This is a genomic window from Nonomuraea bangladeshensis, assembly GCF_039529455.1.
Taxonomy (GTDB): Bacteria; Actinomycetota; Actinomycetes; order Streptosporangiales; family Streptosporangiaceae; genus Nonomuraea; species Nonomuraea bangladeshensis.
The window spans coordinates 631,631-653,087 of the sequence record NZ_BAAAMV010000009.1 but is presented as its reverse complement, the minus strand read 5'-3'; the positions used below and the strand labels follow the sequence as shown (position 1 = coordinate 653,087).

At 71.9% G+C, this 21,457-nt stretch carries 16 protein-coding genes; 9 read left to right on the top strand and 7 right to left on the bottom strand.

Features of this window, described 5'->3' with window-relative positions; genetic code table 11:
- Nucleotides 1-92: 92 nt before the first annotated feature.
- On the top strand, nucleotides 93-1,376 hold the full coding sequence (locus tag ABD292_RS32490; RefSeq protein ID WP_344214040.1) for an FxsB family cyclophane-forming radical SAM/SPASM peptide maturase: 1,284 nt from the start codon (nucleotides 93-95) through the stop codon (nucleotides 1,374-1,376).
- Complete coding sequence (locus tag ABD292_RS32485) at nucleotides 1,373-2,704, top strand: HEXXH motif domain-containing protein (protein ID WP_344214038.1); 1,332 nt, start codon at nucleotides 1,373-1,375, stop codon at nucleotides 2,702-2,704. The genes ABD292_RS32490 and ABD292_RS32485 overlap by 4 nt, the downstream gene beginning before the upstream one ends.
- Nucleotides 2,705-2,723: 19 nt before the next feature.
- On the opposite strand, the gene fxsT is transcribed toward ABD292_RS32485, so the two are convergent.
- Nucleotides 2,724-5,270 (bottom strand): FxSxx-COOH system tetratricopeptide repeat protein, encoded by a 2,547-nt coding sequence (gene fxsT, locus ABD292_RS32480; RefSeq protein WP_344214036.1) that lies wholly within the window; start codon nucleotides 5,268-5,270, stop codon nucleotides 2,724-2,726.
- Nucleotides 5,271-5,461: 191 nt separating this feature from the next.
- Between fxsT and fxsA the strand changes: the two genes are divergently transcribed.
- A complete protein-coding gene (gene fxsA, locus ABD292_RS32475) occupies nucleotides 5,462-5,641 on the top strand; it encodes an FxSxx-COOH cyclophane-containing RiPP peptide (protein ID WP_344214034.1) in 180 nt (59 codons plus the stop codon).
- A gap of 39 nt (nucleotides 5,642-5,680) precedes the next feature.
- Here the strand turns inward: fxsA and ABD292_RS32470 are convergent, their stop codons facing one another.
- Complete coding sequence (locus ABD292_RS32470) at nucleotides 5,681-7,633, bottom strand: tetratricopeptide repeat protein (protein WP_344214032.1); 1,953 nt, start codon at nucleotides 7,631-7,633, stop codon at nucleotides 5,681-5,683.
- Between the two features lie 246 nt (nucleotides 7,634-7,879).
- Here ABD292_RS32470 and ABD292_RS32465 point away from each other — a divergent pair, with 246 nt between their 5' ends.
- A complete protein-coding gene (locus ABD292_RS32465; RefSeq protein ID WP_344214030.1) occupies nucleotides 7,880-9,949 on the top strand; it encodes a P-loop NTPase fold protein in 2,070 nt (689 codons plus the stop codon).
- A gap of 101 nt (nucleotides 9,950-10,050) precedes the next feature.
- Nucleotides 10,051-11,268, top strand: coding sequence for a polysaccharide biosynthesis C-terminal domain-containing protein (locus tag ABD292_RS32460; protein ID WP_344214028.1), 1,218 nt, complete (start codon nucleotides 10,051-10,053; stop codon nucleotides 11,266-11,268).
- Here ABD292_RS32460 and ABD292_RS32455 read toward each other — a convergent pair.
- Genes ABD292_RS32455 through ABD292_RS32435 form a run of 4 tightly spaced genes read right to left on the bottom strand, consistent with a single transcriptional unit; the run spans nucleotide 11,253 to nucleotide 16,626 of the window.
- Nucleotides 11,253-12,410 carry an NAD(P)/FAD-dependent oxidoreductase gene (locus ABD292_RS32455; protein ID WP_344214026.1) on the bottom strand — a complete coding sequence of 386 codons (1,158 nt, stop codon included), beginning with the start codon at nucleotides 12,408-12,410 and terminating at the stop codon, nucleotides 11,253-11,255. The genes ABD292_RS32460 and ABD292_RS32455 overlap by 16 nt on opposite strands.
- 37 nt (nucleotides 12,411-12,447) lie before the next feature.
- Complete coding sequence (locus tag ABD292_RS49050; protein WP_425565206.1) at nucleotides 12,448-14,202, bottom strand: amino acid ABC transporter permease/ATP-binding protein; 1,755 nt, start codon at nucleotides 14,200-14,202, stop codon at nucleotides 12,448-12,450.
- A 25-nt stretch (nucleotides 14,203-14,227) separates the two neighbouring features.
- Complete coding sequence (locus ABD292_RS32440; RefSeq protein WP_344214024.1) at nucleotides 14,228-15,190, bottom strand: ABC transporter substrate-binding protein; 963 nt, start codon at nucleotides 15,188-15,190, stop codon at nucleotides 14,228-14,230.
- On the bottom strand, nucleotides 15,190-16,626 hold the full coding sequence (locus tag ABD292_RS32435) for an MmgE/PrpD family protein (RefSeq protein ID WP_344214022.1): 1,437 nt from the start codon (nucleotides 16,624-16,626) through the stop codon (nucleotides 15,190-15,192). The genes ABD292_RS32440 and ABD292_RS32435 overlap by 1 nt, the downstream gene beginning before the upstream one ends.
- Before the next feature lie 140 nt (nucleotides 16,627-16,766).
- On the opposite strand from ABD292_RS32435, the gene ABD292_RS32430 reads away from it, so the two are divergent.
- The 4 genes from ABD292_RS32430 to ABD292_RS32415 all read left to right on the top strand — a co-directional run bounded on the left by ABD292_RS32430 (nucleotide 16,767) and on the right by ABD292_RS32415 (nucleotide 20,973).
- Nucleotides 16,767-17,801, top strand: a complete 1,035-nt coding sequence (locus ABD292_RS32430) for a TetR family transcriptional regulator (protein WP_344214020.1) — start codon at nucleotides 16,767-16,769, stop codon at nucleotides 17,799-17,801.
- A gap of 143 nt (nucleotides 17,802-17,944) precedes the next feature.
- On the top strand, nucleotides 17,945-19,549 hold the full coding sequence (locus ABD292_RS32425) for an N-acyl-D-amino-acid deacylase family protein (protein ID WP_344214018.1): 1,605 nt from the start codon (nucleotides 17,945-17,947) through the stop codon (nucleotides 19,547-19,549).
- Nucleotides 19,550-19,617: 68 nt separating this feature from the next.
- Nucleotides 19,618-20,367, top strand: a complete 750-nt coding sequence (locus ABD292_RS32420; RefSeq protein ID WP_344214016.1) for a class I SAM-dependent methyltransferase — start codon at nucleotides 19,618-19,620, stop codon at nucleotides 20,365-20,367.
- A gap of 6 nt (nucleotides 20,368-20,373) precedes the next feature.
- The gene (locus tag ABD292_RS32415) at nucleotides 20,374-20,973 is read left to right on the top strand and encodes a cytochrome c-type biogenesis protein (protein ID WP_344214014.1); all 600 of its coding nucleotides are present in this window, start codon (nucleotides 20,374-20,376) and stop codon (nucleotides 20,971-20,973) included.
- 88 nt (nucleotides 20,974-21,061) lie between these two features.
- Here ABD292_RS32415 and ABD292_RS32410 read toward each other — a convergent pair whose 3' ends face one another.
- A complete protein-coding gene (locus tag ABD292_RS32410) occupies nucleotides 21,062-21,412 on the bottom strand; it encodes a winged helix-turn-helix transcriptional regulator (RefSeq protein ID WP_344214012.1) in 351 nt (116 codons plus the stop codon).
- Nucleotides 21,413-21,457 lie beyond the last annotated feature (45 nt).

The following is a 21,457-nucleotide window of genomic DNA, read 5'->3' as shown; positions in this document are numbered from 1 at the left end:
CGGCCTGCGTGTAAGTCCGGCGACGCCTGCCCGTGAGCGCTAGGATCGCGGCGTTCCGCAGGTGCTCGGAGCTCCCCAGGGAAAGGGCGGGCGTGAGTTCGCAGTCCGAAGAGGCGCGGCCGGAATGGCCCTCGGGGCTGGACATCGGCGCTCTGCTGGAGAGCGGCTGGCGCCCGACGCCCTTCCAGCAGTTCGTACTCAAGATCCACAGTAGGTGCAACCTCGCCTGCACCTACTGCTACATGTACGAGATGGCCGACCAGGGCTGGCGCCGCCAGCCCCGGCGCATGTCGCAGGCCACGATCGACGCGGCCGCGGCCCGCATCGCCGAGCACGCCAGGATGAACCGCCTGTCCCAGGTCGAGGTGATCCTGCACGGCGGCGAACCCCTGCTCGCCGGCGTCGACCACCTCCGCTACGCGGTCAGCGCCGTCCGCGCCGCGGTCGATCCCGGCGTGACGGTGAACGTCCAGGTGCAGACCAACGGCGTGCTGCTCGACGCCGCCTTCCTGGAGCTGTTCGACGAGCTCGGCGTGCTCGTCGCGGTCAGCCTCGACGGCGACCGCGAGGCCAACGACCGCCACCGCCGCGGACCGGCCGGTCAGGGCAGTTTCGACCGGGTGGACGCCGGGCTGACCAGGCTCGTCTCCCCCGCCTTCCGTCACCTGTTCAGCGGGCTGCTGTGCACCGTGGACCTGCGCAACGATCCGGTGGGCACGTACGAGGCGCTGCTGGCGTACGGGCCGCCGGCCGTGGACCTCCTGCTGCCGCACGGCACCTGGGAGACCCCGCCGCCGGGCCGCCTGCCGGACAGCGAGGACACCCCCTACGGAGACTGGCTCGTCGCCGTCTTCGACCGCTGGTATCGCGCGCCGGAGCGGGAGACGCGGCTGCGGCTGTTCGACGAGATCATCCGGCTGCTGCTCGGCCGCCCCTCGCGCAGCGAGACCGTCGGGCTGTCCGCGGTCGCCGTCGTCGTGATCGAGACCGACGGCGGCATCGAGCAGGTGGACAGCCTCAAGTCGGCCTACGACGGAGCGACGCGCACGCCGCTGCACGTCGGCGACGCCGGCGCCTTCGACACGGCGCTCATGCTGCCGCCGATCGCCGCCCGCCAGATCGGCGAGCGCGCGCTCGCGCCGGAGTGCCAGGCGTGCGAGATCAGGCGGGTGTGCGGCGCCGGGCTCTACCCCCACCGCTACCGCCCCGGCACCGGGTTCGCCAATCCCAGCGTCTACTGCCGCGACCTCTTCCGGCTCATCAAGCACGTCCAGCACGCGGTGAGCGACGACCTCGCCGCCGTACGCGAGCGCCGCCGGCGCCGCCAGGCGTCCGCGCAGCTCACCGATCCGCAGAGAGGCCACTCCACGTCATGAGGCTGACCCCGCTACTGCTGCCCCAGAAGGTGTTCGCCGAGCTCGCCTCGGGCGGGGGCGGCCGCGACGCCGTCGGCCGCCTGTGGGCGGCGCAGGACGGCAAACGCCTGCTGCTCCTGCGCGGGGTCCGCGACCTCGCCACCGAGGACGTCGAGCGGGTCCGGCATGCCTACGACCTGCTCGCCGACCTCCAGGAGGCCGCGCCCGAGGTGGTCAGGGCGGTGCTGCGCTACCCGACCGTGGGGTCCTGGGGGCTGCGTACGCTCCAGGCCCTCGCGGGCGAGGCGCCGCCGGCCGCCTGGCAGGATCCGGCGGTCATGGCGTCGCTGGCGGCGGTGGCGGCGATCCGGGCCGGGCGTGCGGCGACGGTCGAGGTGCCCGTGCTCGACGGCACGGTGGTGCTCCCGTCGCTGGGGCGGGCCGTGGTGCCGGGCGACGCGCGGACCGCCGTCGTACGGATCGCCGACGGCGAGGCGGAGATCAGCGCGGGCGGCGTGACCGTACGCGTCGGCGAGGGCCCCTCGTGGGAGGGCCTGCGCCGCATCCGCGCCGAGCACCGCGGGGTGGCGGTCGAGTTCGTCGTGGACGACGTCGATCCGGGCCGGATGCCGGGGGCGCGGCGGCTGGAGGAGCGGCTGAGCGAGGCGGACCTGCACCGGTGGGCCACCACCCTCCAGCCGGCGTGGGAGATCCTGGTCGAGCGGCACCCGCTGGTCGCCGAGGAGACCGACGCCGTGGTCAAGGCGCTCACCCCGCTGATCGGCCCGGCGGACGGCACCGCCAGCGCGACCTCCAAACTGGCCTTCGGCAACATCGGCCTGTCCACGCCGCCCGATCCGCACTCCTTCGCCGTGACCCTGGCCCACGAGTCCCAGCACGCGAAGCTGAGCGGCCTGCTCGACCTGATCCCGCTGACCCGGCCGGACGACGGCAGCCGTTACTACGCGCCGTGGCGGGAGGACCCGCGCCCGCTGGGCGGCCTGCTCCAGGGCGCGTACGCGCACCTGGCCATCGCCGCGTTCTGGGAGGTCGAGCGGCGCGAGCCGCATCCGGACGAGCTGCTGCTGCGGGCGCACACGGAGTTCGTACGGTGGCGCGAGGGCACCGACGCGGTGATCCGCACGCTGCGGGCGAGCGGGCGGCTCACCCCCGAGGGCGAGGTGTTCGCCGCCGGGATGGCGGACGTGATGGCCGCGATGGGCGCCGAGGACGTCCCGGCCGAGGCGACGCTCCGGGCCCGGGGCTCGGCCGGCCGGCACCTGGCCGGCTGGCGCGCGCGCAACGGCGAGCCGCCGGCCGGGCAGGTGCCCGCCCCGGCCGCGCCGTAGGCCCTGGGCGTCGTCCCGGTCAGATGGGCGGCGGGTCGAAGTCGAGGTCCAGGTGCCGCCCTTCGAGGAAGGCGACGGCGTCGGGGTGTTCGAGGCCGAGGCGGTGCGCGTATTTCTCGCGGGTGTCCTCCCTCAGCCGCTCCGCCTCCTCGACGGCCTCCGGCGTGCCGAGGCGCTTGAGGTCGGCGGAGAGGTTGGCGGCGCAGGCGAGGGCGACCGGGTGGTCCGGGCCGACCAGCTCCCGCAGCCGGCGGTAGGTGTCGTGGCCGCGCTCTACGGCCGCCTCGTGGTGGCCGAGCTCGGCCAGGTCGCTCGCCAGGTTGGTCGCCACGGTCAGGTAGTAGTGGTGGTCGCGGCCCAGGTGGCGCTCGATGTCGTTGAGTGTCTCCTCGTTGACCGCGCGGGCCCGCTCCGGGTCCTGGCAGGTGCGGTGGAGCAGCGCCAGGTTGCCGGTGCAGGCGAGGACGTACGGGTGGTTGGTGCCGTACACGCGGGGGTAGCGCGCCACGGTGTCGGCCGCCAGCTCCAGCCCCTCCTGCTCCTGGCCGTTGTTGCGCTGGACGTTGGCGAGGGACATCGCGGCGGCCAGCGTGTCGGGGTGGTCGAGGCCGTACCTTCGCACGTAGCGGCCGTGCACGTCGGCGCACATCTCCAGCGCCCGGTCGAGCTCGCCGAGCCGCCGCCAGGCGATGGAGAGGTCCTTCGCCGTCCAGAGGTAGGCGGGGTGCTCGCCGCCGAGGTATTCGAGGCCGTAGGCGAGGGCCTCCTCGCCGAGGTCGCTCGCCTCGGCGTAGTCGCCGGTGAGCCGGACCGCGCGGGCGAGGGAGTTCCAGTGGACGAGGACGGTCGCCGCGCCCGCCTGCGCGTCCTGCAACCCGATGAAGGCGACCTCGTGCAGCTCGCGCGCCCGCTGGAAGCTGCCGGTGAGGCTGTAGTCCAGGGCCAGGTTGTTCTTGGCGCGCAGGGTCCGCGGGTCGTCGGGGCCGAAGGCGGCCTCGTGGCGGCGTACGGAGTCCTCGTCGTGCTCCAGCGCGGCGCTGAAGTCGCCTCGCGCGCGCAGGTCGGCGCCGATGCCGCTGACCAGGTTGAGCAGCTCGTCCTCCGGCGTGCCCACCTGCCGCATCTTGGCGAGGGTGCGCTGGTTGAGCTCGTAGACCTCGTTGTACCTGCCGAGCTGGCGCAGGATGTTGCCCAGCTCGCGGTATGCCTTGAGCACGTGGGGGTCGTCGGGGCCGGAGTCGCGCTCCCACTGGTCGATGAAGAGGTTGACGAACTGGTGGGCGAAGCCGTCGCCCGACATGTAGAGGTAGCGGGCCAGGTCGAGCGCGAAGTCGCGGACCTTGACGTCGCGGCTCTCCTGGACCCGGGAGGGGACGACGTGCCCCAGGATGCCGCCGTATTTCCCCCAGTTGACCGACTCCTCCGGGTTGCCGAGTTGCAGGCCGGTCAGCAGGCGGTGGACGTCCGCGAGATGTTCGTCCCGCTCCTCCGGTTCGAGCTCGTCGCGGACGAGGGCCTGGATCAGCCGGTGCACCTGGATGGTCCGGCTGCCCGGGTCGATGCGCGCGAGGGCGAAGCGGCCGAGCTCGCCCACCGACCGGCTCAGCTTGATCGGGTTGGCGAGCAGTTCGCTCATGCGCGGGCTCAGGCCGCTGACCCGCTGGCTGAACACGTCGCGCGGGATCGGCTCGGGGCCGAAGAAGGCGCAGCAGCGCAGCAGGTCGATGGCCTCCGGCCGGCGCTCGCTCAGCCGGCTCACCGACAGGTTCCACGCCGCCGTCATCGAGATCGGGTATTCGGTCGGCTTGCCCTCGCTGAGCAGCTGCCCGGTGTGCTCGTTGAGCAGCTCGATGTACTCGTCGACGGGCATGCCCGTCTCCGCCTGGAGCGCGCCGGCCTGCTCCAGCGCCAGGGGGAGGTCCCCCAGCTGCTCGGCGAGCCGGTCGGCGTCCTCGGGGGCGAGGGCGCGGCGCACCCGCTTGGTGAGGAAGGCGATGCTCTCCTTGCGGCTGAAGACGTCGACGGGCACGGCCTCGACGACGTCCTCCCACCGGTGGTTGCGCGAGGTGATCAGGACGTGGCCGGGCCCGTCGGGGATGACGTCCCTGATCTCCTCCGGCTCGTCGGCGTTGTCGAAGATGAGCAGCCATCGGTCGTACGGCTGGCCGCGCCGCAGCGCGTCCAGCGCCGCGTTGGCGGCGTCCTCGACGCCGACCGCCGCCGCCGACGGCAGTTCGAGGTGGGGCGCCAGGGCCGCCAGCGACGAGCGGATGAGCACGCGCTGGTCGGCGGAGATCCACCAGACGAGGTCGTACTCGTTGCCGTAGCGGTAGGCGTATTCGACCGCCATCTGCGTCTTGCCGACGCCGCCGAGGCCGTGCAGGGCGTGGGGGAGCACCTGGGGGAGCACGACCGTGACCTGACCGGTGGTGCCGGCGGTCATCCCGGCGCGCAGTTTCTCCAGGAGCTCTTCCCGGCCGGTGAAGTTCTTGTTCCTGGGCGGCACCTTGCCCCATACCTCCGGGGTGCCTGACCGTCGTACCTCACTCTGGTGCGTACCGGTCATAAGGGACACCTCCGGATCGCGGATTTCAATGCCAACGTCGGGCAAGATTTCGCTATCGTAAATGGTTCCTTCGGGCCCGGCCATGACCTTTTAGTGCTGGCCTTTGAACGAGCCCCGGTGTCAGGCGCGGAGGCTCAGCTTGTATGCTGGCCCGGACATAGCACCATGATGTATCGAGCTGGGAGTCCCTCATGGAGCAGCAGCAGAACGACCTGGCAGGTCAGCTGCCTGATTGCTCCGATTTGTCCCTTCGCGACCTCGATGAGCTCGACAGTTCGGCGTTCGCCCACGCGCTGCGGAGCCTGATGTCGCCGGACCCCCGCGACACCGAAGTCGTGGCCGGATTCAGCAACTCCATCGACTATCAGTAACGCGCTTAACGTCCCATTCGGGCGGAAATCGCCCTTTAGTCACTGTCTGCGGGCAATTTTCCCCATCGGTTTCTCGTGATGGCGGAACAGGCGCGGGCTCGTCGCCTGGAGCGCTTCTTCGGCCAGCTCCGCCGCGAGGTCCCGGTCGCCGCGCCGGTCCGCCGCCTGGGCCAGGAACACCAGGACCAGGCCGTGCGCCCGCCCCTCCTCGCGAAGCTCCTCGACCTCGCTCCGCGCCACCGGCACATTGGCCGCCATGATGTACGCCGCGCGGGCCGAGGGCGGCGCCGCGGTGGCGACGCTGCTCAGGTCGGCCACGGCCAGCTGTGAGTTGCCCCAGTCCGCGTGGATCTCGCCGCGGATGCGCAGGGCCTCGCAGTGCTTCGGATCCCGCTCCAGCAGCCCGTTCAGCTCTCTCACCGCCGCTTTGTGGCGGTTCGCCCGCCAGTGGGCCTGCGCCACCTCCAGCCTGGCGATGGACTCCGCCGCCTGGTTCAGCAGGCCCGAGCGCGCGGCGCCGAGGGCGCGGTCGGCGTCCCCCTGGAGCAGGTGCAGGCGCGCGATCGCGGCGTACAGGTGCATGACGGCGGGCGACCTGCGGTCCGTCATCAGCTTGTCCTGCAGCGCCGTCTCATAGGCCTCGCACGCCGCGCCGTGGTCGCCGCGCAGGTAGGCGATGTCGCCCAGGACGATCCGGGCGGCGGTGTGCGCGTCGTGGTGGGCCCGCCGGTCCTTCTCCAGCGTCGCGCGCGCGTACTTCTCGGCGAGCCGCAGGTTGCCGGCGGACATCGCCTGCTCGCACTCGCGCAGCAGGTCGTCCGCGGTGGGCTCCGGCTGCGGCCCCGGCGCCTCGCCGAGCCGCTGGAGGGCCCGCGCCAGCCGCGGGTGCTGGAGCTGGAGGCCGTCGTCGCCGGTGAGCCGGCAGTACTTCAGCAGATGCCGGTCCTCCACCGCGCGGACGACGGTGTCCGTGATCTCTTTGGGGCGGGCGCTGCGCGGTGCCGGCACGGCCTCGTACGGGGACCGCTCGTCCGGCGACCTGGTGAAGGTGCGCCGCATCCAGCCGCCGATCTCGCAGGTCGGCAGGTTGTGGTCGGTGGTCAGCGTGAACAGCGTGCGGGTGCAGTAGTCGGCCAGCGCCGCGTCCACGTCGTCGAGCACCTTCTCCGCGACGACGGACAGGCCGCCGCCGTCGCGCAGCCCGGCCCAGAGCTGGGCGCACAGCGCCTGCAGCAGGACGGGCTCCACGCGCCCGCCCGTCGTGCCGTGCTCGACCGCCAGGGCGTCGACCAGCCGCTCCGGCACGAGCTCCTCGAACTGCAGGTGGGTGCCGAGCAGCGGACGGGTGAGCGCGTCGATCGCGGACGGCCGGTCGAGAGGCGGCAGGTCGTACCGCGCGGGGGTCAGGCCGAGCGCCACGCCGAGGTCGCCCGCCTCCTGCACGGAGTCCGGCCGGACGGCGAGCAGCAGCCGGACGTCGGGGAACGCCCGCAGCGCCGTCTCCAGCTCCGCGCGCACGCGGCGGTGGTCCGGCAGTGCGGCGGCCGGACGCCGCAGGATCCGGTCGGCCCCGTCCACGGCCACGAGGATCGGCGTGCCGCGCCCCGCCCTCCTGGTCTCCCGCTGGAAGAACTCGCGGATCGTCAGCCCGACGCTGCGGGCGGCGTCCTCCTCCTCGGGCTGCCACGAGGACAGGAGCGCGAAGAGCGGGCGGCCCCGGGCCGTGACCACGGGAGCCGGCAGGGACCTGCGGTAGTCGAGGTCGCCGACCGGCACCACCCGAGCTCCGCTCGCGGCCGCGTACGGAGCCGCACCGGCATGCAACAGGGAGGTCTTGCCGACACCCGAGTCGCCGACCAGCAGGGTCAGCCGATGTTTCTTCCAGAGCTCGGCCAGCTCGCGTTTCTCGGCGTCACGTCCGAAGAAACGGGCCGCGTCCGGCCTGCGGAAAGGCCGGAGGCCGACCCAGGGCCCATCTTCGTAGGAGGTCACGAAGAGACTCCCGCCGACGCCGATTCCTGTCGAATCATGATCTCCCGTATCCGCTGCCGCCGCAGGCGAATGTGTGTTCTGCCTGACGGTGGCTTGGCATGAAATCCGGCTGGGTAATGCCGCAATCATCCAAGAAAGTCTTCTATCATGCTATGTCTGGCGTCAGAAGTCCTCGGCGGAGACAATCTCGGGCGTAAGAAACGCCTTTTACCCCCCTGACTCACGACTGCATCTATGGTGACCTGAATGCGGAAAAAGGTCGATCGGCTGTCGCCCGAGGAGCTGGAGCAGGCCGCCCGCCAGTTGCTGGAGAACGACGCCGAGCTGGCGTACAGACGCGACCAGCACCGCGCGATACTCGATCACGTCCGGCAGCGGTCCGACGATCTCTCCGCGCTGCTGGGCGAAGAGATCGCGGTGGTCGGCGAGGCCCGCCGCGCGCTGCTCCGCCTCCGGGTCGTCGCCGTTCTCGCCTTTCTCGTGGCCACCTTTCTCATCCTCGCGGCCGCTCTGTGGAGCGACGGGACGCCGTTCCGGACGCGGACGGCCAACGTCACGTTCGCGTCCGGCCTGGCCGTGTTCGGGACGATCGCCGTCGCCGCGCGCTGGGCCGCGATCCGGCGGCGCGGCGTGAACGCCGCCCGCGAGCTGCGGAGGGCGCTGGTGGCGCCGCTGCGCGCCCTGATCCGCCTCCTCATCAGCGAGCTGGAGGACGACGAGGTGCGCTGGGGCGGCACGCTGCGCACGTCCGAGGCTCCCGCGCTGGTGGAGCTCCACCTTCAGGACACCATCCCGTCCCGCACCTACGAACGGCTGCGCACCTTCATCGGCGAGCACGAGTCCTCCGCCATCGGCCTGGCCGGAGCGCGCGGCTCCGGCAAGACGACCCTGATGCGGCAACTGCGGCTGGACAAGGACCTGGACTGTCACGTCGCCCTGGTCAGCGCGCCGGTGCAGTACTCCGCAGTGGAGTTCACCCGCCTCATCCACAACGAGCTGGCACAGGTCGGGCTCAAACCCGGCGAGGCGGCGCTCATCCGGCACCGCATGGTGGCGCCGACGCTGCGCGCGGTGCTGCGGACGCTGCTCGCGTCCGTGGTGCTGTTCTTCATGATCACGTTATGGATCTACGACAAGAACCGTCCCGTGCCGGACGCGCTCGACCTCGGCTGGGCGGGCTTCGCCGCGGTCGTCCTGGGCGCGCTGATCATGGGGTTCATGCTCAGCCGGGGCTGGGTCCTCTTCCAGAGCCGGACGAGGCTGACGGTCCCGCCCCGGACCGTCCGTGAGCTCTGCCTGCAGCAACTGGAGTTCCTGCGCTGGTCGACGACGGTCGAGAGAAGCGCGGGCGCCGCGCTCAAGGTCGGCGGCACCGGCTTCGACGGCGGCGGCAAGCTCTCCAGGACCGAGCGGGAGATCACCCACGCCGAGTCGGTCCAGGCGCTGCGGCAGTTCATCGACCAACTGCTCGCGCTGAGCAGCAAGCCCGTGGTCATCTGCGTCGACGAGCTGGACAAGCTGGCGAACCCGGCCGAGGCCGTCGACGCGATCAACGGGCTCAAGGACCTGTTCCACGTCGCCAAGGCCCACTTCGTCCTCTCGGTCTCCACGGACGCCATGCACAACTTCGCCGCGCGGGGGGTGCCGGTGAGGGACGTGTTCGACTCGGCCTTCGACACCATCATCGGCGTCGGCCCGCTCTCCTTGAAGGAGTCGCAGACGCTGCTGTCGCGGCGGGCGCGGGAGTTCTCCAACGTGTTCGTGCTGTTCTGCCACGCCTGGTCCGGTGGCCACGCCCGCGACCTCATCCGGACCGCCCGCGCGTGCGTGGACCTCAAGCGCGAGCTCAAGGACGGCGAGGAGGCCACGGTCGCCCTGCTGTCCGGGCGGGTGCTGCGCAAGGACCTGCGCGAGGTCGTGGACGCGACCGTCGAGAAGCTGCGCGGCGGCGACCATGGCAATGACCGGGGCGATGACCGGGGCAAGGAGCTGCTGGACCAGGTGCTGGCGTTCCAGGAGTCGCTGGAGGACGAGTCCGCGCCGCTGCGCGACCTCGTCGAGGCGGGCGCGTTCCCGCCGGACGCGGGACCGGTGGCGCCGGAGGCCCAGCCGGCGGCGACCCTGGCTCCGTACGCGCGGATCGCCGGCCTCTGCGAGCGGCTGTTCTCCGTCGCCCGCCCGCCGGCGGCCTGGCAGAGCGAGGCGATGGGTCAGGCCGTCATGGCCCTGGCGGAGGCCCGGTCCTCGCTCGGACGCCACCCACGGGCGATCGAACGACGGCTGAATCGAGCTGTGGACGCGTGCGATCGGGTGTAGAATGATCATTGTCCCGAGCGGTGAGGCCGCCCGGGATTTTGCTTTTCATGCCTTCCCCTCATCGCACGATTCTCAGTGCGGCCGTTCCCCTGTTCGGGTCCATGAGCGCCGGGGTCGTCGCGCAACTCGTCGGCACGTCGCTGCTCGGGCACCAGGCGACCGCCCAACTGGCGGCGTTCGCGCTGGCCGGCGCGGTGCTGAACCCGGTCACGGCGGCGGTCGCCGGTGGGCTGCGCGGGGCGGCGCCGTTCGTGGCCGTCCACCGCGACCGTCCCGCCGAGGCGGTCGCCGTGCTGAAGGACGCGCGGTGGCTCGCGCTCGGGCTCGGCACGGTGGGCGCCGGGGTCATGCTCGCGGTGCCGTCCATCGCGCGGGCGGGCGGGGCGCCGGACGAGGCGGTGGCGGAGCTCGGGCTGCTGCCGCTGCTCCTGGCGCTGCACGTGCTGCTGTTCGCGGCGGGCAGCGGCGCCAACGGGGTGCTGGTCGCGCTCGGACGCAGCCGGCTGGTGCTCTGGTCCGGCCTCGCGGGCACGGGCACGCAGGTCGCGCTGTCGCTCGTTCTCGTGCCGAGGGTCGGGGTTCAAGGGATCGGTGTCGCGTTGCTGGGGTCCACCGGCGTCGCGGTCGCCGTCTCGAACGGGGTGCTGGTGCGGCTGACGGGCGCGTCGCCGTGGCCGGGGCGGCCGCGAGCGCGGCGGATCGTCCGGATGGCCAAGGTGGGCGTTCCCATGTCCGCCACGCTGGTGATCAAGTTCATGGTCTTGGGCGGGGTGGCGTACACCGCCGCCCGGACCGGGGTCCAGGGGGCGGCGGCGCACGCGATCCTCATCGCGCTGGACGGGTTCCTGGGGCTGGCGGCCTTCGCGGCGGCGCAGGCCGCGACGCCGGAGATCGCGAGGGCGGCCTCGCCCCGGGAGGCCCGGCGCGTCAGCGGGGCGGCCGTCACGATCGCGGCGGCCGGGGTGCTCGTGGGCGGGCTCGTGCTGCTGCTCTCCGGTGGGGCGGTGCTCGGCGCGTTCACGCCGGACGCCGCCGTGCTCGGCCTCGCCGGTGGCCTGGTGCCGCTGCTGGTGGCCTTCTCCCTGGTGGGGAACTGCGGGATCGTGGTGGCGTACGGGCTGGTCGGGCTCAGGCGCTCGACCTGGCAACTCGCCTCGACCGGCACCGGGTACGGCCTGCTCACGCTCGCCATGACCCCGGCCGCCGAGGCCGGGGGACTGGCGGGGTTGTGGTGTGCGATGGTGGCGAGCGTGGCGCTCATCGGCGTGCTGCAGGTCGCCGGGTTCCTGCGGTACAGCGCCCGTCAGTCGTCGTCGTAGCCGTACGGGGGGTTGATCGGGCGTCCCTGGGCGAACCGGTCGGGGGTGAAGGCGGAGACGTCCACGGTCTGCGGCTCTCCCAGAGCCAGTTCAGCGAGGGCCCGGCCGACCGCCGGGCAGATCTTGAAGCCCATGCCGGAGAAGCCGGCCGCCACGATCAGTCCCTCGATCCCGGCCACCGGGCCCAGCATCGGCCGGGCGTCGGGCGACATGTCGTACACGCCGGTCACGCCGCGGCTGATGCCCGACTCGGCGAGGGCGGGAACGCGGCGCGCGGCCCGCCCGACCAGCTCCACCACGCTCTCCTCGCCCGGCGTCTGCGGGAAGTCGTCGGGGTCGATCCCGTCGCGCGGGCCGACGAAGTCGCCGAGCAGCAGGCCGCCGCCCTCCGGGCGGAAGTACGTACGGGTCCCCGAGTCGATGCAGGCGATCCTGGACGCCGGCCCATCGGGCCCGTCCCGCAGCACCGCCACCTCGTGGTATTCGGGCTCGATGGGCAGATCCACGCCCACGGCCCGGAGCAGCGGCCGGGTCCACACGCCGGTGGCCAGGACGACCAGGTCGGCCATGAGGTCGCCGGTGTCGGTACGCACCCCGCGCACCCGGCCGCCGGCGTCGGTGAGCAGCGAGCGTACGGGGGTGTTGGGCCGGTAGGCGACGCCCAGCTCCCGCGCGCGGGACAGGAGATCGCCTGCCACGACCGCGCCGTCGCCGTAGCCCGCGCGCGGCTCGTACGCGGCCGCGACCACGTCGTCCACCCGCCAGCGCGGCTCCAGCTCCAGCACGTCGGCCGCGGTGATCACCTCGGCCTCGGCCCCGCAGGCCCGCTGCATCTCGACGTTCTTGCGCAGCAGGTCGGCCTCGCCGGGCTGGACGACCCGGACGAACCCGCACTCGCGCAGCACGGAAGGCCGCCCGACCCGCTCCGGCCACTCCCGGAAGAAGGCGAGGCTGTCGACCGCGAGGCGTACCTCCGGCTCGAACGTGTAATGCATCCGGACGAGGGCCGACGAGCGGCTGCTCATGCCCTCCCCGGCGTGCCGCGCGTCGACGACGGTGACCGCACGCGCGCCGCGTTCGGCCAGGTGGAACGCGGTGGACGCGCCCATGACGCCGGCGCCGACGACGATGACCTCGGGCACTGCTCAAACCTCCAGGAAACGTGATGACGAGCGGGGGTCATCCGAGGACCTTCGACAGGAACGCCTTGGTGCGCTCCTCCTTCGGCGCCACCAGGCATTCCCCGGGCGGGCCCGACTCGATGACGACACCGCCGTCGAGCATGGCGACGGTGTCGGCGACCTCCTTGGCGAACCCGATCTCGTGGGTGGCCACGATCATGGTCATGCCCTGCCGGGCCAGGTCCTTCATGACGTCGAGCACCTCGCCCACCAGCTCGGGATCGAGGGCCGAGGTCGGCTCGTCGAACAGCATGACGTGCGGCTTCATCGCGAGGGCCCGCGCGATGGCCACCCGCTGCTGCTGCCCGCCGGACAGCTGTGACGGGTAGGAATCGAGCTTGTCGCGCAGGCCGACCCGGGTCAGCAGCCGCTCGGCCTCCGCCTCGGCCTGGGCGCGGGACAGGCCCAGTACGCGCCGGGGGCCGAGCGTGACGTTCTCCAGCGCGGTCATGTGCGGGAACAGGTTGAAACGCTGGAACACCATGCCGATACGGACCCGCTGCCGGCACAGCTCGGCCTCGGTCAGCTCGTGCAGCCGCCCGCCGGCCTCGCGCAGCCCGACCCGCCGGCCCTCCACCTCGACCAGGCCGGAGTCCAGGCGTTCCAGGGCGTTGACGCAGCGCAGCAGGGTGGACTTGCCGCTGCCCGACGGGCCGAGCAGGACGAGGGTCCGCCTGGGGCGGACGGTGAGGTTCACCCCTCGCAGCACGTCGGTGGAGCCGAACCACTTCCACGCCTGCTCCACCCGGATGATCGGCTCGCCGTCGTCCGTGCTCTCCTTCGGGGCGTCGGGCACGAGCTCGGGCGTGGGCCTGGCCTTGGCGCGGGCGGCCGCGCGACGCCGGGCTCGCCGCTCGGCCGCGGCCGAGGGCTTCACGCCGAACCCGCGGCCGAAGTAGCGCTCCACGTAGTGCTGTCCGACGCTGAGGACCGAGGTCAGCAGCAGATACCACAGCGAGGCCACCACCAGCAGCGGCATGATCTTGAAGTTCTGCTGGTAGATCTGCTGCACGCTGGTCATCAGGTCCCGCCCGGAGATGACCGAGACCAGCGCGGTCATCTTCAGCATCGAGATGGCCTCGTTCCCGAGCGTCGGGATCAGCACCCGCATGGCCTGCGGCAGGATGACGAAGCGCATCCTGCGTCCCGAGGACATGCCGAGCGACATGGCCGCCTCGCGCTGCCCGCCGTCCACCGAGATGATCGCCGCGCGGACCAGCTCGGCGCAGTACGCGGCCTCGTTCGTGGCCAGCGCCAGCACCGCCGCGGTGGCCGCGCCGATGAGCGAGCTCGTCGGCACCGAGCCGAACACGATGCCCGTGAGCGGGATCCCGAGGAAGAGGTTGGGGTAGAGCGCGCCCAGGAAGCCCCAGAAGATGATCTGGACCAGCAGGGGAGTGCCGCGGAAGAACCAGATGTAACCCTGCGCGACGCCGGACAGCACCGGGTTGTCCGACAGCCTCATCACCGCGAGCAGCACGCCGCCGGCGACGCCGATCACCATGGCCACGAGGGTCAGCTCGATGGTGACGGCGAGGCCGTGCAGGATCGAGGGCGCGAACAGGTACTGCCGGATCGAGGCGAGGTCGAGGTTGGGGTTGTGCCACAACGACCAGCCGAGGGCGAACAGGACGTACGCCACCAGTGCCGCCGCCGCCCAGCGGCCGTACCGGCGGACCGGCACCACGGCGACGGGAGGCGGCCGCTGCCCGGCCGGGGCCGAGGTGGCGTCGGCGGATGCCAAGGAGGTCACAACACTTCTCCTTCTCGCGGGTGCCCTAGTCGGTCCCCTGGTCGATCTCCGCCTTGGTCAACGCGATGTTCTCCACGCCATACCGGGAGAGGATCTTCAGGTAGGTCCCGTCGTCCATCAGCGCCTGCAGCGCCTTCTGCAGCGCCGTCCTGAGCTCGGTGTCCGCCTTGGGGACGCCGATGCCCTCCATGCCGCCGCCGAACTCCGCCGTGATCGAGGGCGCCTCGACCAGCTCGAACGCCTTGCCGTCCTCGAAGGTCTTGGCGGCGTACGCGGCCGCGGAGGTCGCCTGCACGCGGGCCGTCGCCTTGCCGCTCTTGATCGCCAGGAACGCCTCGCTGTCGCCGGGGAACGCCAGGACCGTGACGCCCGGTTTGCCCTCCGACTCGAACCGCTTGCTCAGCTTGCTCATCGCGGCCTCCTCCGAGGTGGAGCTCTGCACCGCGACGGTCTTGCCCGACAGGTCGGTGACGTCCTTCAGACCTTGGGGGTTGCCCTTGACGACCAGCAGGGAGTAGCCGTCCTTGGCGTAGTCGACGAAGCTCAGCGACTCGCGCCGCTTCGGGGTGTCGAAGATGCCCGCCATGACGATGTCGGCCTTGCCGGCCAGGACGGCGGGGATCATGCTGTCGAAGGCCGTCTGGTCGAAGGACGCCTTCACGCCGAGCTTGGCGGCGAGGGCCTGGGAGAGGTCGTAGTCGATGCCCGTGGGCTGCTGGCCGCCCGCCGTCGTGTACATCTCCCAGGGCGGATAGGGGATGTTGCTGGCGACCCGGATGACACCGGCCGACTTGATCCGCTCGGGCAGCAGGTCGTGCAGGGCGGGGTCGGCCGCGGGCGTCGCTGCGGCGGGGGCGGGGGCGGCGCTCTCCTTGCCGCCGACCTCGGGGGCGGGCGGGTCGGCGGCCAGGGCGCAGCCGCCGAGCGCGACGACCATCGCCACCACGCTCAGAAACGTCGACCGGCCGCGCCGGCGAAGTGATCTCATCAGTTGGCTCCAACCGGTGTCAGAGACGACGCCAGGTCCCGAAGGAGGACGGAGCTGTCGTCGGCGGATTCCACGCCCTCCAGGGCTTCCAGCAGCCGGGGAACCGACTCGGGCGCCATCCGGCCGGAGGCCAGCCAGGTGAACTTGTCCCGCATCTCGTCCAGGGTCCAGCCGGGCTCGGGGTAGAGGATGTGGTCGACCCGGCCCGACGACAGCACGGTGCCGTCGGTCAGCGTGACGGTGACCACGGCGGAGTCGCTGCCCTCCGGGTCGTTGACCTCCGAGAGGTAGTAGCGGCGGGTGAGGTCGTCGGTCACCACCACCTCGATCCGCCGGCACAGCTCGACGACCTCGGGCGCGCCGAGGCGGGAGTCGGCCATCTGGTCCGGGCCGACCCGGCCGTCGACCAGCAGCGCCGCGACCGGCCAGGCCAGGTTGAACTGGGCCTCCTCGGTGGTCTCCGGCAGCCGGGTGCCGAGCCGGGCGGCGTCGGGGTAGGTCTCGACGACGACGCGGGCGATGTCCGCGGGCGGCAGGGGGTGCTCGGTGCGCAGCTTCTCCACGGCGAGCAGGGCGGGGTGGGTCCAGGCGCAGCTGGAGTACCGCTTCCAGGTGATGCCGTGGGGCAGGTAGTAGTCGCTGCCCAGGTCGTCCACGTACGGGCGGAAACGTGGGAGGTCGAGGCTGGGCTCGATCCCCGTGAAGCCGCGCCGGGCGAGGTCGGCCGCCAGCAGTCCGGTGAGCGCGCCGAAGCCGACGCCGTGCTTGACCATGCCAGGGGTGTCGATGGCGCGCATCATCGGCAGATCGGGGGAGTCGTACTCGGCGATGCCCAGCGCGTGCCGCGTCGTGATCTGGTCCAGCCCGTGGACGTGGCAGGCGATCGCGGCGCAGGCCACCGCGCCCCACGAGCCGCAGGCCCGATAGGTGCGTTCGGCCGAGTGGACGGTGCTCTGCTCGTGGTTGACGCAGCGGCCGGCGCGGAAGGCGGTCTCGTAGCCGACGACGATCGCGGTGATCAGCTCGCGTCCGCTGAGACGCAGCTCCTCGGCCAGGGCGAGCGCGGTCGGGACGACCTGGGCCCCGGGATGGCCCCAGGTGTAGATGCCGCAGTCGTCGATGTCGACGGCGTTGGCCGCGACCGCGTTGGCGAAGGCGGCGCCGCCGGTGGTCAGCGGGCTGCCGCTGACGATCGAGGTCGCCGGGCCGGCCGGCCACCAGGCGCGGGCGAGGTCGTCGGCCACGAGCGCGGACTTCGACGCCCGGCCGGCGAGCACGGCCGCGAGCGTGTCGATCAGGCACATCACGGCCCGGTCGATCACCTCGCGCGGTAACCGCTCCCAGGTGAGCCCGGTGATGAAGGCCGCCGCCGGTGAATCGCCGCCCGTCCAGGCCGTGGGCGCGCTCCGGAGATCGTCACGAAACGGCGCCGCCATTTGTTTCTCCAATGTTTCTGCAGGTATATCTTTGGTGCCGGAAACAATTCCATTCGCTGCGATGGCTTGTCAAGGAACGTTCTACCTTGTATTTACAGAGAGCCGGAAGTGTGAAAATACCTTTAGAAGCAAGTACGTCCGTGACGGACGCCGGGCGTGAGGAGGCCGCGCTGGCGCTGCTGTGGAGCGCCGTCCACGCCCCAGAAGGCCGGACGCCCTACTGCCGCCGGTGCGCCGCCGATCGTTCGTTCCACAGGGTCTCGCGGCGGCGGGCGTACGCGTGCGACAGCTGCGGCGCGCACGTCTACCCGGCCTCGACCACGCCGTTCGCCGGCTCCCCCGTGCCGCTCGCCGCCTGGCTCGACGCCGTCGTGCTGATGCTGGACTCCCCCGGCAAGGCGCGCCCGAACCGGGTCGCCGGGGCGCTGGGCGTCGACTACCGGCGGGCCTGGCGGATGACCCGGCGGATCGACGAGGTGCTCCAGGCCGGCGGCGACGACGCCGACCTGCTGCGAAGGCTGGCCGGCCGTTGGAAGGAGCAGGGCCGCACCAGGCCGGGCCGGACCCCCGACCCCGGGAGCCCCGAGGACCGCATCCGCGTCGCGGCCTGCCGGCTCATGGCCGAGCGCGGCATCGAGGCGACCCGCATCGCCGACATCGCCCGCGAGGCGGGAGTGGCGAACGCCAGCATCCACTATTACTTCAGGAGCAAGGACGAGGCGCTGCTGGCCGCCTTCCGCTGGGCCGGCGACCAGCTGCACGTCACCCTGCAACGCCTGCTCGACGAGAACGTCGGCACCATCGGCCAACTGCGCCACCTGCTCGAACTCAGCATCCCCGGCGACCAGGGCGCCTTCGAGGAGTACCTGCTGTGGCTGGAGATGTGGGCGCGGGTGAGGCGTCACCCGGCCTTCCTCGACGAGTGCGTACGCATGTCGCGGCGGTGGGCCGACGCGGTGATGGGGGTGTTCGTCGCGGGCGTGGCGGACGGCACGTTCACGCCGGTCGCGCCGCTCGGCGAGGTGTGCGAGCGGTACGTCGCCATCTCCGAGAGCCTGGCCGTGCGCAACACGCTCGGCTACAGCGGCATGTCCGCCGAGACGGCGCGGGGCCTGCTCGCCCGCTTCACGGCCGAGCAACTCGGCGTGCCGGCTGATCTGCTGTCGCCGCGCTGAAATCGGCGCACTTGGCTCAACGGTCATTCTCCCGTCCGATATGGCGACTTGCGCGCCGGGCGCATTGTTTTCCTTGACAGCGCTTCGGCGCCGCGCCGACAATCCTGCAACCACCCCCCGGACACCTCGGAACGGAAAATTGCATGCCTGATTCACGCCCAGGCCCGGCGGACGTCGTCGTGCTCGACGCCACCGTGCTCACCATGGACCCGGCGCGGCCGCGGGCGGCAGCGCTGGCGATCACCGGAGGCAGGATCAGCCAGGTCGGGGACCATACCGAGGTGGCCGCGCTCATCGGTCCCGGCACCGATGTCATCGAGGCGGGCGGGCGGGTGGCGTGCCCCGGCTTCGTCGACATTCACACGCACACCGATCTCGACCTGTTCCGGAACCCCGGGCACCTGCTGTTCAAGAATTACCTCATGCAGGGCATCACCACGGTCCTCGCCGGTAATTGCGGAATGGCGGAAATGGCGCCGGGCGAGCTTCTCGGCCGCCTCGACCAGCACCCTCCCGCGGTCAATTTCGGCACGCTGGCCGGGCACGGATACGTACGCGACGCCTGCGGCGTCCCGGCCGGCGCAGAAGAGCTCTCCGGCGAGCAGATCGGGGCCATGCGGGACGTGCTCGGCAAGGCGATGGCGGACGGCGCGTTCGGCATGTCGACCGGGCTCGAGTACATCCCCGGCCTGTCCTCCCGTACGGCGGAGCTGATCGCGTGCGCCACCGTCGTCGCCGAGCACGGCGGCTTCTACGCCAGCCACATGCGCAGCGAGGGCGATCACCTGCTCGCCGCCGTCGAGGAGGGCATCAGGATCGGCCGTGACTCCGGCGCCCGCGTCCAGCTCTCCCACCTCAAGACCGACGGCGCATGCAACTGGTGGAAGACGGACGCGGTGATCGGCGCGATCGAGGCGGCCCGCGCCGACGGCATCGACGTGGCCGGTGACCAGTACCCGTACACGTTCTTCGGCTGGAATCCCTCCATCTTCATCCCCGGCGAGCACCTGGCGGCCGGCCGGACGACCCTGCTCGACACCTACCTGCCCGACCCTGCCCGCCGGCGGCTGATCAAGGAAGGCATCGTCGACCGGATCACCCGCTACCACGGCGGCGACGGCGACCTGGTGGTGGTGTTCGACTGGACCGACGGCGACGGACGCCGGTGGCAGGGGAAGACGCTGGCGGACATCCTGACCGCGCGCGGCCTCACCCCGACCCCCGACGCGGAGGCCGAGCTCATCCTGGAGATGCTGCCCGACGAGCGCTCCGACGCCGTCATGGGGACCGACCTGAGCACGAGCGACGACGCCGTCCGGCGCTACCTGTCCTTGCCGTACCTGGCGGTCTGCACCGACGGGTTCAACCAGCCGTGGCTGGCCCCGTGCCATCCGCGCAGCTACGGGGCCTTCCCGAAGGTGCTGGGCGAGTACGTACGGGAGAAGCGAGCGCTGCCGCTGGAGACCGCGGTCATGAAGATGACCTCGCTGCCGGCCTCGCTGATGGGGCTGACCGACCGCGGCGTGCTGCGGGCCGGCGCGTGGGCGGACGTGGTGGTGTTCGACGAGGCGAGCGTGGGGGAACGGGCGACGTTCGACGCCCCCGCGGCGCCGGCCGGCATCGACTTCGTGCTGGTCAACGGGGTGGTCGTGGTCGACCGGCGGACGGCCGGCGACGGCTTCCGCCTCGACGGCGCCGCGTCCGGCGCGCTTCCCGGCAAGGTGCTCCGCCGCGGCCTTGCGGGATGACGTTCACGCGGCCTATCGTCGCGATGTATCAGGTCGATATATCGAAGCGAGCAGGAACGGCGGCCGCGATGAGACGGATCGACTACGACACGGAGCTGCACGAGAACTACGCCCGAGGCCGGGCGCTCACCGGGCGGCAGCTCCAGGTCTGGATCGACGCCTTCGCGGCGGTGCTGCCCGGTCGTCGTCCCCTGACCGGCCTGGACGTCGGGTCGGGGACCGGCCGCTTCACCCCGGCGCTGGCGAGCGCGTTCGGCCCGGTGATCGGGATCGAGCCGTCGGTCCGCATGCGGGAGGTGGCCGAGGCACGTCCCGGCGTGCGGTACCTGGACGGCCGCGCCGAGGACCTGCCCGTGCCGGCCGCGAGCGCCGACTACGCCCTCATGTTCCTGTCCTGGCACCACGTGGTGGACAAGCCGCAGGCCGTCCACGAGCTCGCCAGAGTGCTCCGTCCCGGCGGGCGGCTCCTGCTGCGCGCGAACTTCAGCGACCACCACCCCCGGCCGTGGTGGCTGGACCACTTCCCCCGGGCCCACGAGGTCGAGACCGCGCTCTTCCAGCCGTTGCACGAGGTCATCGCCATGTTCACGGCGAACGGCTGGCGGGTCACCGACTTCACCACGGTCACCGAGCCCTCGTCCGGCAGCCGCCGGGACATGCTCGACCGGCTCCGCCTGCGCAGCCTGTCGTTCTTCGCCCACCTCACCCCCGACGAGCAGGAGGCCGGCTTCCGCAGCCTGGAACGGGCCGTCGCCGAGGACCCCGACGCCCCGGCCCCCGTGTTCGCCGAGCCGCTGCTCACCCTTGAGCGGGGGTGACACGGGATGGGTGCCTGGGGTCCCGGCCTGTTCTCGGACGATCTCGCGTGTGACGTACGGGACGAATATCGCGAGCTCATCGAGGACGGCGCGACCGACGAGGAAGCGCGGCGCCGCGTGGTTGAGTCTTATTCCGAGGCGTTGGACGATCCCGGCGAGGCGCCGGTGTTCTGGCTGGCTCTCGCGGTCACGGAGTCGAAGCTCGGCCGCCTGGACCCCGTGGTGCGGGACCGGGCGCTCGGGATCATCGAGCGAGGGGAGGCTCTCGCCGGGTGGGAGGCGGCCGGCGCCAAGGCTCTGGCCCGGCGGGAGGCGGCGCTGTTGAAGGCGCGGGCGCAGCTCACCGGTCCTCAGCCGGCCCGCAGGCGGCTGCGCCCGCCGTGGCGGCACGTCACCGACCTGTCGGCCGGGGCGGTGCTGGCCTATCGGGTGCCGTCCGGCGACGTGGCCCTTCTGCGGGTGGTCAGGAAGAAGGATCCCGACTACCGGGATGTCGGTTTCACGTTGCTCGACGGCACGATCGGACCTCGCCCGGGAGACGAGCGGCTCGCCGCCCAGGTGCATACCCATTGGCGGAGCCTCGCGGAAGAGCTGGACGCCCGATAGCCACCTTTTTGTGGGTACTTGTCGGCCGGGCCCGGACGGGGTGAAGCTTGGTCCGTACAAGCAGGTGAAGCGGGAAGTGGGCGGTGGTTCATGAGGCTGGTCGTGACTCAGCCAGCTTCTCCAGACGGCGGTGTCCCCAGTCGGACAGCGGCTCCAGGGCTTCGGAGAGCTCGCGGCCGAACGGGGTCAGGGAGTAGACCGTCTTGAGCGGCCGCACGTCGTGCACCTCCCGGTGGACCAGCCCGTCGGCCTCCATCTCGCGCAGCGTCTGAGTCAGCACCTTCTCCGTGAGCCCCGGCAGCCGCCGGCGTAGCTCGCCGGGCCGGTGCGGGCCGGATTCCAGCAGCCAGAGCAGCATCGTCTTCCACTTGCCGTCGATCACGGCGATCGCGGCGGTCACCCCGCAGACGTTCGGGTCCCGGGCGCGGCTGCGCGTCATCGTCGTCCCCTTTTTTCGTCGTTCAGTGCCATTTTGAGGAGCTGA

Excerpts from the sequence above, each read along its gene's own strand:
- ABD292_RS32485 (WP_344214038.1), top strand. The coding sequence starts at position 1,373 with ATGAGGCTGACCCCGCTACTGCTGCCCCAGAAGGTGTTCGCCGAGCTC.
- fxsT (WP_344214036.1), bottom strand. The coding sequence starts at position 5,270 with ATGACCGGTACGCACCAGAGTGAGGTACGACGGTCAGGCACCCCGGAG.
- fxsA (WP_344214034.1), top strand. The coding sequence starts at position 5,462 with ATGGAGCAGCAGCAGAACGACCTGGCAGGTCAGCTGCCTGATTGCTCC.
- ABD292_RS32465 (WP_344214030.1), top strand. The coding sequence starts at position 7,880 with ATGCGGAAAAAGGTCGATCGGCTGTCGCCCGAGGAGCTGGAGCAGGCC.
- ABD292_RS32460 (WP_344214028.1), top strand. The coding sequence starts at position 10,051 with ATGAGCGCCGGGGTCGTCGCGCAACTCGTCGGCACGTCGCTGCTCGGG.
- ABD292_RS32440 (WP_344214024.1), bottom strand. The coding sequence starts at position 15,190 with ATGAGATCACTTCGCCGGCGCGGCCGGTCGACGTTTCTGAGCGTGGTG.
- ABD292_RS32435 (WP_344214022.1), bottom strand. The coding sequence starts at position 16,626 with ATGGCGGCGCCGTTTCGTGACGATCTCCGGAGCGCGCCCACGGCCTGG.
- ABD292_RS32425 (WP_344214018.1), top strand. The coding sequence starts at position 17,945 with ATGCCTGATTCACGCCCAGGCCCGGCGGACGTCGTCGTGCTCGACGCC.
- ABD292_RS32420 (WP_344214016.1), top strand. The coding sequence starts at position 19,618 with ATGAGACGGATCGACTACGACACGGAGCTGCACGAGAACTACGCCCGA.
- ABD292_RS32415 (WP_344214014.1), top strand. The coding sequence starts at position 20,374 with ATGGGTGCCTGGGGTCCCGGCCTGTTCTCGGACGATCTCGCGTGTGAC.
- ABD292_RS32410 (WP_344214012.1), bottom strand. The coding sequence starts at position 21,412 with ATGACGCGCAGCCGCGCCCGGGACCCGAACGTCTGCGGGGTGACCGCC.